Origin of the sequence: Streptomyces sp. NPDC059900, assembly GCF_050270335.1 — a bacterium.
In the GTDB taxonomy this organism is placed as follows: domain Bacteria; phylum Actinomycetota; class Actinomycetes; order Streptomycetales; family Streptomycetaceae; genus Streptomyces.
Window position 1 is genome coordinate 1 of record NZ_JBNNJZ010000281.1, and the last position, 10,588, is coordinate 10,588.

General features: G+C 67.9%; 9 protein-coding genes. All 9 read right to left on the reverse strand.

Annotated elements, in window-relative coordinates; all coding sequences use genetic code 11:
* Positions 1-436: amino acid permease (locus tag ACQKIP_RS28875; protein WP_427744540.1), on the reverse strand; the 436-nt coding region annotated here is incomplete at its 3' end.
* A gap of 113 nt (positions 437-549) precedes the next feature.
* Positions 550-2,484: a 1-deoxy-D-xylulose-5-phosphate synthase gene (gene dxs, locus ACQKIP_RS28880; RefSeq protein WP_365858474.1), complete on the reverse strand. Its 1,935-nt coding sequence runs from the start codon at positions 2,482-2,484 to the stop codon at positions 550-552.
* A gap of 213 nt (positions 2,485-2,697) precedes the next feature.
* On the reverse strand, positions 2,698-3,981 hold the full coding sequence (locus ACQKIP_RS28885; protein ID WP_365858472.1) for a sugar ABC transporter permease: 1,284 nt from the start codon (positions 3,979-3,981) through the stop codon (positions 2,698-2,700).
* Positions 3,978-4,766, reverse strand: coding sequence for an ATP-binding cassette domain-containing protein (locus tag ACQKIP_RS28890; protein ID WP_365858470.1), 789 nt, complete (start codon positions 4,764-4,766; stop codon positions 3,978-3,980). The genes ACQKIP_RS28885 and ACQKIP_RS28890 overlap by 4 nt, the downstream gene beginning before the upstream one ends.
* 215 nt (positions 4,767-4,981) lie before the next feature.
* On the reverse strand, positions 4,982-6,067 hold the full coding sequence (locus ACQKIP_RS28895) for a substrate-binding domain-containing protein (RefSeq protein ID WP_365858468.1): 1,086 nt from the start codon (positions 6,065-6,067) through the stop codon (positions 4,982-4,984).
* 120 nt (positions 6,068-6,187) lie between these two features.
* Entirely contained in the window at positions 6,188-7,387 is a 1,200-nt protein-coding gene (locus ACQKIP_RS28900) for an ROK family transcriptional regulator (RefSeq protein ID WP_365858466.1), read from the reverse strand.
* Positions 7,388-7,586: 199 nt separating this feature from the next.
* Entirely contained in the window at positions 7,587-8,471 is an 885-nt protein-coding gene (locus ACQKIP_RS28905; protein WP_365858464.1) for a carbohydrate ABC transporter permease, read from the reverse strand.
* Positions 8,471-9,349: a carbohydrate ABC transporter permease gene (locus ACQKIP_RS28910; RefSeq protein WP_365858462.1), complete on the reverse strand. Its 879-nt coding sequence runs from the start codon at positions 9,347-9,349 to the stop codon at positions 8,471-8,473. Before ACQKIP_RS28910 ends, ACQKIP_RS28905 begins: the two co-directional genes overlap by 1 nt.
* 120 nt (positions 9,350-9,469) lie before the next feature.
* Positions 9,470-10,588, reverse strand: a 1,119-nt coding sequence (locus ACQKIP_RS28915) for an extracellular solute-binding protein (protein WP_427744546.1), incomplete at its 5' end; no start/stop codon positions are given.

A 10,588-nucleotide genomic window follows, 5' to 3' on the forward strand; every position in this document is an offset into this window, starting at 1 on the left:
AGCGGATGTAGCCCGACCAGCCGACGGCGACCACCGCGCAGCCGAGCGCCAGTTCCAGGATGAGGTCCCAGCCGATGATCCAGGCGGGGAACTCGCCCAGCGAGGCGTACGAGAAGGTGTACGCCGATCCCGCCACCGGCACCGTCGAGGCGAACTCGGCGTAGCAGAGCGCCGCGAGGCCGCAGACGAGCCCCGCGACGACGAAGGCGAGGGCGACCGAGGGTCCCGCCGTCTCCTTGGCGATCTTCCCGGTCAGTACGAAGATGCCGGTGCCGATGATGACACCGACGCCGAAGACCGTGAGATCGAGGGCGGACAGGGACTTCTTGAGCGCGTGCTCCGGCTCCTCGGTGTCCCTGATGGACTGCTCGACGCTCTTCGTCCTGAAGAGACTGCTGCTCACGGGCGTACCTCCCACGCTTGTCGTCCCCGACATGATCGAGAGGGCGGGTACCCCGTAAGCCCCGGCGCGAGCCTATTCACGCGAATGGGCCGGTTTCACCACCCGTACAGGGTGGTGAAACCGGCCCGTCGGCGGTGCGGGTTGACTCAGTCGCGCGCGGGCTCGGCGGCCTCGACGGAGTCCACGGCGGCCGTGCGCTCGTACCGTCCGTCGAGCTTGGCGACCAGGCCGGTCACCTGGCGGGAGATGTCCGGGGCGGTCAGACCGATCTCGGCGAGGATCTCCTTGCGCGAGGCGTGGTCCAGGAAGCGCGGCGGGATGCCGAAGTCGCGCAGCGGCACGTCGACGCCCGCGTCGCGCAGGGCCTGGGAGACGGCCGAACCGACGCCGCCCGCGCGCGAGTTGTCCTCGACGGTGACGACCACGCGGTGCTGGTCGGCGAGCGGGGCGAGCGCCTCGTCGACGGGCTTGACCCAGCGGGGGTCGACGACCGTGGTCGTGATGCCCTGCTTGTCGAGGAGGTCCGCGATCTCCAGGCACATGGGCGCGAGGGCGCCCACGGAGACGAGGAGGACGTCGGGACGGCTGGTGCCCGCCTTGCGCAGGACGTCCATGCCGCCGACCTTGCCGACCGCCTTGACCGCCGGGCCGACCGCGCCCTTCGAGTAGCGCACGACGGTCGGGGCGTCCTTGACCTCGACGGCCTCGCGCAGCTGGAGGCGGACCTGGTCGGCGTCGCGCGGGGCGGCGATCCGCAGGCTCGGCACGCACTGCAGGATCGACATGTCCCACATGCCGTTGTGCGACGCGCCGTCCGTGCCGGTGACGCCCGCGCGGTCCAGGACGAAGGTGACGCCGCACTTGTGCAGGGCCACGTCCATCAGGAGCTGGTCGAAGGCGCGGTTGAGGAAGGTGGCGTAGACGGCGAAGACGGGGTGCAGGCCGCCGGTGGCCAGGCCCGCGGCGCTGACCGCCGCGTGCTGCTCGGCGATGCCCACGTCGTAGACCCGGTCGGGGAACTCCTCGGCGAACTTCTTCAGGCCGACCGGCTGGAGCATGGCGGCCGTGATCGCGACGATGTCCTCGCGCTCGCGGCCGAGCTTGACCATCTCCTCGCCGAAGACGGAGGTCCAGTCCATGCCGCCCGCCGCGATGGGCAGGCCGGTGTCGGGGTGGATCGGGCCGATGCCGTGGAAGTGGTCGGCGTCGTCCTCCTCCGCGGGCTTGTAGCCGCGGCCCTTCTCGGTGATGCAGTGCACGATGACCGGGCCGCCGAAGCGCTTGGCGCGCGTCAGGGCGGACTCCAGGGCCTCGATGTCGTGGCCGTCGATCGGGCCGACGTACTTCAGGCCGAGGTCCTCGAACATGCCCTGCGGGGCGATGAAGTCCTTGAGGCCCTTCTTCGCGCCGTGCAGCGTCTCGTAGAGGGGCCTGCCGACGACCGGGGTGCGCTCCAGGATGTCCTTGCCGCGGGCCAGGAAGCGCTCGTAGCCGTCGGTGGTGCGCAGGGTCGCCAGGTGGTTCGCGAGGCCGCCGATGGTCGGGGCGTACGAACGTTCGTTGTCGTTGACGACGATCACCAGGGGGCGGTCCTTGGCGGCGGCGATGTTGTTCAGCGCCTCCCAGGCCATGCCGCCGGTGAGCGCGCCGTCACCGATGACGGCGACGACGTGGTCGTCCTTGCCCCGCACCTCGTTGGCCTTGGCGAGACCGTCGGCCCAGCCGAGGACCGTCGAGGCGTGCGAGTTCTCGATCACGTCGTGCTCGGACTCGGCGCGCGCGGGGTAGCCGGAGATGCCGCCCTTGGTGCGCAGCTTGGCGAAGTCCTGGCGGCCGGTGAGCAGCTTGTGCACGTAGCTCTGGTGGCCGGTGTCGAAGAGCACCTTGTCCTGAGGGGACTCGAAGACGCGGTGCATGGCGATGGTGAGCTCGACCACACCGAGGTTGGGGCCCAGGTGGCCGCCTGTCTTGGAGACTGCGTCGACGAGGAAGGCGCGGATCTCGCCGGCCAGCTGGTTCAGCTCCTCCGGGCTGAGCCGGTCCAGATCGCGCGGTCCCCTGATGCGGGTCAGCAGCGGCACCCGTGCCTCCTTGCAGTAGAGCTGTTCGAGCGTTGACCGGATGTTGCCGGGCTTGTTGAGTCTAATGTTCCGCCGCTGCCGACGGCGTCCGGGCCGTGAGTTCCACGTCACGCGAACGGGTCATGACTGTGCCCGGCGTCTTCGTTGACGCCGGGCACAGGGTTCATGCGGGGCTGCTGCCGATCGGATGACGGCAGCGCCCGCGGGCGGGGGTCAGGCGCGGCCCGCCGCCTTCTGGCTCCTGCGGGACACGGAGTCGAGAACCACCGCGGCGAGGAGCACGGCGCCGGTGATCATCGACTGCACGGCCTTGCTGGAGCTGCCCGACATGTACAGGCCGGTCATGATCGACTGGATGACCAGGATGCCGAGCAGCGCCGACCAGGGGGTGCCCCGGCCGCCGAAGAGGCTGGTGCCGCCGATGACCGCCGCGGCGATCGCCAGCATCAGGGTGTCGCCGCCGCCCAGGTTCGAGTCGGCGACGCCGGACTGGGAGGCGATGAACAGGCCGCCGAGCCCGCCGAGGAAGCCGGAGACCGTGAACACGGAGATCCGGATCCAGACGACGTTGATGCCGGCCCTGCGCGCGGCCTCGACGCCGCCGCCGACCGCGAAGACCTGGCGGCCGTAGTTGGTGCGGCGCAGCACGAAGCTGGCCAGGACGACCACGCCGACGAAGACGGTGAGGCCGAGCGGGAGCCCGTCTTCCTGGTTCAGGACGAAGGCCACGACGTAGGCCAGGACGGCGACGACCGCGGTCCGCAGGGCCAGCTCGCTGACCGGGCGGTGCGGCAGGTCAGCGGCCTTGCGGCGCACGCGCTGGCTCCACTGGGAGTAGGCGTACGCGGCGACCGCGACGGTCGCCAGGCCGTAGGCGGCGGCGACATCGCTGAAGTAGTAGTTGTTCAGGTTGTAGATGATGCCGTCGGAGATGTTGTTCAGGCTCAGCGTGTTGCCGAGGACGTACAGCTGCAGGCCGCTCCACCCGAGGAAGCCCGCAAGCGTCACGACGAACGCGGGCACGCCGATCTTGGCGAAGAAGAAGCCGTGCAGGGCACCGATGGCGCCGGCGGCGACCAGGCCGATCAGGACGGCGAGCAACTCGTTCACGTCCTGCTTGATGGCGAGGACCGAGCTGATCGCGGCGGTGAGACCGGCGACGGAGCCGACCGACAGGTCGATCTCGCCGAGCAGCAGGACGAAGACGATGCCGGTCGCGATGAGGCCGGGACCGACGATGTACTGCGCGATGTTGCTGAGGTTGGACGGGTCGAGGAAGCGGCCCGTGGTGATCTCGAAGATCGCCCAGATCACGATGAGACCGGTGACGACCGGTATGGAACCGAGCTCACCGCCCTTGATCTTCCGCTTGAACTCGGTGAGGTACCCGGCAAAACCCTGCTCACGGACGAGCAGGCGCGGGTCTACGGCCGGGATGGCGTCGGCGGCCGGGGCCTCGGCGTCCACCTGCTTCGAGGTGTTCACGGTGTCACTCACTTCGCGGCCTCCGCGTTGCGCGCCTTGCGCCGGGTCACGGCGTTCTCCGTGGCTCCGGTGATAGCGGCGATGATCTCTTCGTTGCTGGTGTCCTTGACGCTGAAGACACCGTTGTTGCGTCCGAGGCGCAGGACGGCCACCTCGTCGGCGACGGCCTTGACGTCGGCCATGTTGTGGCTGATGAGGAGCACCGCGAGGCCGCGCTCCCGCAGACGCTCCACGAGGTCGAGGACCTGTGCGGTCTGCTCGACGCCGAGCGCCGCGGTGGGCTCGTCGAGGATCACCAGCTTGGGGTCGCCGACCAGGGCGCGGGCGATCGCGACGACCTGGCGCTGACCGCCGGAGAGCGAGGCGATCGGGATGCGCACGCTCGGGATGCGGATGGAGAGGGTGTCAAGGAGCTCCTTGGCACGCTTCTCCATCGCCACCTCGTCGAGGACCTTGGCGCGGCCGAGCTCACGGCCGAGGAACAGGTTGGCGACGACGTCCAGGTTGTCGCAGAGCGCGAGGTCCTGGTAGACGGTGGCGACGCCCAGGCCCTGGGCGTCGTGCGGGCGCGAGATGGAGACGGGGTTGCCGTCCCACTCGATGGTGCCCTCGTCGATGGGGTGGACCCCCGCGATCGTCTTGACCAGGGTCGACTTACCGGCGCCGTTGTCGCCGACCAGGGCGACCACTTGACCGGCGTGTACTTCCAGTTCGACATCGGTGAGCGCCTGAACGGCACCGAAGCGCTTGGAGACGCCGCGCAACGCCAGCACGGGCGGAGCGGACATGTGAACCATCTCCTTCGTCCGCCAGGGGCTGGCGGAGGCCGTACGGGCATGGCGTACGGCGGGATGTTGATGTGGGCGACGGCCCTGCGGAAAGGGCCTAAGGGGGGAAGAAGCAGAAGCGAGGGTGCGAGCAGGTGCGTACGTACGGCGTCCCGGACCCCGGCAGCGGGGTGAGTGAGAGGGGGACCGGGACGCCGTACGAGTCCGTTGCCGGCAACCTGCGGCTACTTGATGCCGGCGTCCGCGCAGGCCTTGGCGAAGTCCGGGGTGCAGATCTCGCTCGTCTTGTAGAGCTTGTCCTTGACCACGGTGTCCTTGATGTTGTCCTTCGTGACGACGAAGGCCTGGACGAGCGCGGACGGGATGCCCTTGTCGCTCGGGCTGTCGAGCTTGGCCGTCACCAGCGAGTCGATCTTCTCGCCCTTGAGGAGCTTCACCGCGACCTCGGCGGTCTTCTCCGCCTCCGGCTTGTACGGCTTGTAGATGCTGAAGGCCTGCGTGCCCTTCAGGATCCGCTGGATGCCCGCCAGCTCGGCGTCCTGGCCGCCGACCGGGATGCCCTTGACCTTCGCCGACTCCAGGGCCGCGACGATGCCGCCCGCCATGCCGTCGTTGGCGGAGTAGACGGCGTCGAAGCCGTCCTTGCCGAGGGAGGTGATGGCGGTGCCCATCTTCTCGCCGGCGATCTTCGGGTCCCACTCGCCCGTCTGCTCGTAGACGACCTTCTTGATCTTGCCGTCGAGGACGGAGTGCGCGCCCTTCTTGAACAGGGCGGCGTTCGGGTCGGACTCCTTGCCGTTGATCATGACGACGTTGGAGTCCTTGGCCTTGTCGCCGAGCGCCTCGACGATGCCCTGGCCCTGGAGCTTGCCGATCTTCTCGTTGTCGAAGGAGACATACGCGGAGACCGGGCCCTCGGCCAGGCGGTCGTACGCCACGACCTTGATGTCCTTCTTCTTCGCCTCCTGCACCCACGCCTTGGTGGCACCGGAGTCGACCGCGTCGAGAATGATGACCTTGACGCCGGAGTCGACGAGGTCGTCGAACTGCTGCTTCTGGGTCGAGACGTTCTCGGAGGCGTTCTTGTAATTGATCTTGCAGTCGGAGCAGAGATCCTGGACCTTCGCCTTGATCAGCGGGTAGTCGAAGGACTCGTAACGCGTGGTCTTGCTCTCGGGGAGCAACAGACCGATGGTCTTGTTGTCCCCGTCTCCCTTGTCACCGCCACCGGCCTCGCCACAAGCGGCAAGGGAAACGGCCATCGCGGTAGCGGTCATGGCTATCGCGGCACGACGCAGATGGGTGTTCACTGTCCAACCTCCCTGACGTGGCCGCGTCGTTGCGGCCGAGGTGGCTCGAAGTCAACTCGGCCGCCACACCAGCGTCAAGGAGTAAATCCTTAACGAGATGACAACGGTGCCATGCGTTATCTAAGTGAAGGCAGGTGCGGTCGCGGGCAGCGAGCCATCCAAAAGGGTCGAATCGCCCATTTCACTGAGTGCGAGAGCCAGTGCGCCCAGGACCTCCGCACGGCCCCCCAGGGCCCCTGGAAGCACGGAGAGCTGCCGGGCCGCGCTGGGGATCGCATAGCGCCCCACGGACTCCCTTATGGGCCCCAGGACCAGCTCACCGGCCTCCGCGAGGTCGCCGCCCAGGACGACCCTGCTCGGGTTCAGGAGGTTGCACAGGTTCGCCACGCCGCTGCCGATGTGCCGGCCGACGTCGGCGATCACCCGCCGGCAGCCCGGGTCGCCGTCGCGCGCCAGCGAGACCACGCGCTCCATGGTCAGCTCGGTGCCGTGGCTGGACTGGAGCAGCGGAAGCACATAGCGGGCCGCCGCGAAGGTCTCCAGGCAGCCGCGGTTGCCGCAGCGGCAGACCGGACCCGACTCGTCCAGGGTGATGTGCCCGATCTCGCCCGCGGTGCCGCCGGGCCCGCGGTAGATCCGCCCGCTGATCACCAGACCGGCGCCGACACCGCTGGCGACCTTGATGTACGCGAGATCCTTGACCCCGCGGCCGCTGCCCCAGACCAGTTCGCCCAGCGCGCCGAGGTTGGCGTCGTTGTCGACGTGCACGGGGACGCCGAGGCGGTCCTTGAGCTCCTCGGCGGGCTTCGTGCCGGTCCAGCCCGGCAGGATCGAGGTGGAGCCGAGCGTCCCGGACTCCACGTCGATGGGGCCCGGCACACCGAGGCCGATGCCCGCGATCTTCGCGCGGTCCACCCCCGTCACCGCGATCAGCCTGCTGACCAGCTGCTCGGCCCGGTCGAAGCCCTGCGCGGCGGACGCGTCCACGTCCAGCGGCTCGGACTCCTCGGCGAGCACCTGGTGGGCGAGGTTCCCCACGGCCACGCGCAGGTGCGTGTGGCCGAAGTCCACGCCGATGACGATGCCCGCGTCACCGCTGAGCGAGACGCTGCGGGCCCTGCGGCCGCCCGCCGAGGTGGGCGTGACCTCGACCGTTCCGCCGTCCTTGAGCTCCCGGACGATGTTGGAGACCGTGGCCGCGGACAGACCCGTCGTCCTGGCGATCTCCGCTTGAGTGAGCGACCCGGCGAGGCGTACGGCACGTACGACCCGCTCGAGATTGGCCCGGTGCAGCGACGACTGCGACCCCGGAGTCTCCATTGACTCAGCCACCCTTTTCCGTCTGACGTAACGGCTACTTCGCCGCCCGTACAAGTTGTGAACTCCAAGCTCTGCTGAACGGGTTGGCGCAGTCAAGTCCTTGACCCAAATCGGCCCTCTTGAACAGCCGGACAGGCCGGGTCCAAGTGGCGGGGATACCCCCCAAACCACCCAGACCCGGCCTGAGAGGGCCGATCCGTTACTTGACCGATCCCGCGGTGAGACCCGAGACCACGTGCCTCTCGATGAAGGCGAAGAGCACGATGACCGGCACGATCGCCACCACGGAGGCCGCGAAGAGGTAGTTCCACTCCACGGTGTAGGCGCCGATGAAGTTGTTGATGCCGACGGTCAGCGGCTGCTTGTCGGGCTCGGTGGTGAGCGTGAGGCCCATCACGAACTCGTTCCACGAGGTGATGAAAGTAAAGATCACCGCGGTGACCACGCCCGGCAGCGCGAGCGGCAGCGTCACCTTGATCATGGCGCCGAACCGGCTCGTGCCGTCCACCATCGCCGCCTCCTCCAGCTCGGGCGGGATCGAGCTGATGTAGGCCGTCAGGATCCACACCGCGAACGCGAGGTTGAACGCCGCGTTGGTGATGATCAGGGTCCAGACCGAGTTGAGCATGTCCAGCTGGTGGAACTCGCGGTAGAGGCCGACCAGCAGGGCGGTGGGCTGGAACATCTGGGTGATCAGGACGAGGAGCAGGAAGGCCTTGCGCCCGCGGTATCGCATGCGCGCCGTGTAGTACGCGGCGGGCAGCGAGACCAGCAGCACCAGGAGCGTCGCCCCGCCCGCGACCAGCAGCGTCACTTGCAGGTTCTGGCCGAGCTCCGACTCCTTCCAGACCTCGATGAAGTTCGACCACTCCAGGTCGGTGGGCAGATAGGTGCGGTCCCGCAGCTCGCTCTTGGGCCGCAGGGCGGTGATCACCATCTCCAGGTACGGAGCCAGGAAGACCGCCGCGAGCGCCCAGGCGACCACGGTGATGACCAGGGTGCGCGGCCGGAAGGTGCGCTTGGGCTTGAGCTGGGGCGCGGAGCCCTTCGGGGACTTCGCGCGAGGCGCCGTCGCGGTGGCCATCAGTCCTCCTCGTTCCACCGGCTGACCTTCAGGAAGATCAGCACGAGTACGACGACCATCCCGAAGTTGACCACGGACATCGCGGCGGATTCACCGATGTCGGTCTCCTTCAGCTTGTACATGAACACCATGGTCGTGGAGGTGTCATAGCCGGGCCCGCCCTGCGTCATGGCCCAGATGATCGGGAAGGAGTTGAAGACGTTGATGAGGTTGATGACCACACCGACGAGGAACGCGGGCCGCAGCATCGGCACCGTGATGTGCAGGTAGGTCTGCCAGGGGCTCGCCCCGTCGATCCGCGACGCCTCGTAGACCTCGTGCGGGATGGTCTGCAGGCCCGCGAGGAGCGTGTACGTGGTGAAGGGCAGCGACACGAAGATCGCGACGGCCATCATCCACGGCCAGGCCGTCTCCGGTTTGCCGAGCCAGTCCTTGGAATGGTCGATCAGGCCGAGGTCCAGCATCAGCGTGTTGAGGACGCCCGCCGTCTGGTTGAGCATCCACTTGAAGCCGATGGCGGTCATCAGGACGGACGCCGCCCAGGGCGCGATGAGCGCCCAGCGGGTGACGGTGCGGCCGGGGAACTTCTGGTTGAACAGCTGGGCGAGGGCCAGCGAGAGCAGCATCGTCACGGTCACGACGACGACGGTCCATACGACCGTCCAGAGCAGCACCGCCCCGAAGTCGGTCTCGTCGAAGAGCTTCTTGTACTTGTCGGTCCCCGCGCTGCCGCGCACGATGCCGGCGATGGAGATGTTGAGGAACGAGGTGCGGATCAGCTCGACGACCGGCCAGATGACCACGGCGAGGATCAGCAGAATGACGGGCGCTATCCAGGGCAGCGGGCCGAGTCGTGCGATACCGCTGCGGCGGCTCACCGGCCTGGGCGCGCGCCCGCTCCGTCCCCGGCCGGTGTCGGCCGGGGGCGGAGGGGCCTTCAGTGACACAAGGTCTCCTAGCGAAACGGGACTACGGGACGAAGTGCGTCTGCCTGCGTGCTACTTGTTCTCCGCAGCCGCCGTTTCCGCCTTCTTCTGGAGGTCGCCGAGGACCGCCTTCGGGTCGTCGCTCGCGGCCTTGCCACCGGTCTTCTTCATCTCCGCGGAGATGACGTCCCACGAGGTGTCGCCGAGCGGGTAGAACTTGGCGTTCGGCAGGACCTCGAAGAACGGCTCCAGGTCCTTGTGCTTGCCGCTGGACTGCATCTCCTTGAGCGTGTCCTGGGTGACGGGCATCAGGTTGTACATCTCGTCGAACTGGAGCATCTTCTTGGAGTACGTGAAGTCCAGGAACTTCTTCACGCCTTCCTTCTCCGCGCCGCCGTCCTTGAACGCCATCATCCAGTCGGCGACACCGAGCGTGGAGTCCAGCGGGCCCGCCTTGCCGGGGATCGGCGCGACGCCGTAGTCGACCTTGCCGTCCTTGGCCATCTGGATCAGGCTCGGGTGGCCGTTGAGCATGCCGACCTTGCCGGCAGCGAAGTCCGCGAAGGCCGTCTTGCGGTCGGTGGAGGCCGGGTTGGAGTACGTCAGACCGGGCTTGACGAGGTTCTTCTGGAGCCAGTCGAAGGTCTCGACGTTCTGCGCGCTGTCGAGCGTGTACTTGCCGCTCGCGTCGGTGTAGCCACCGCCGTTGCCGAGCTCCCACATCATCGTCTCGCCCTGGGTCTCCTCGGGGCCGAGGGGGAGGGCGTAGGGGGTGTCGGCGGCCTTGGAAGACTTGATCTTCTTGGCGGCCGCGGCGACCTCGTCCCAGGTCTTGGGCGGCGTCTTGACGCCCGCCTTCTTCAGGACGGCCTTGTTGTAGAACATCACGCGGCTGGAGGAGACCCACGGGATGCCGTACTGCGTGCCCTTGACCTCGCCGGCCTTGGCGAAGCTCGGGATGAGGTTCTCCTGCGTCTTGGGCGAGAGGACCTCGTCGGCCTTGTAGAGCAGGTCGTCGGCGACCTTGTCGGCGTAGCCGCCGGTCTGCAGGAGGTCGGGCTGGTTGCCCGCCTGGATCATGTTCTTGACGGACTTGTCGATCTCGTTCCAGTTGATGACCTGGACGTCGACCTTGTAGCCCTTGTTCTCGGCCTCGAAGTCCTTCTTCACGTCGGCCCAGTAGTTCTTGGA

Coding starts and splice junctions, on each gene's coding strand:
- ACQKIP_RS28890 (WP_365858470.1), bottom strand. CDS start 4,766: ATGGTTCACATGTCCGCTCCGCCCGTGCTGGCGTTGCGCGGCGTCTCC.
- ACQKIP_RS28900 (WP_365858466.1), bottom strand. CDS start 7,387: ATGGAGACTCCGGGGTCGCAGTCGTCGCTGCACCGGGCCAATCTCGAG.
- ACQKIP_RS28905 (WP_365858464.1), bottom strand. CDS start 8,471: ATGGCCACCGCGACGGCGCCTCGCGCGAAGTCCCCGAAGGGCTCCGCG.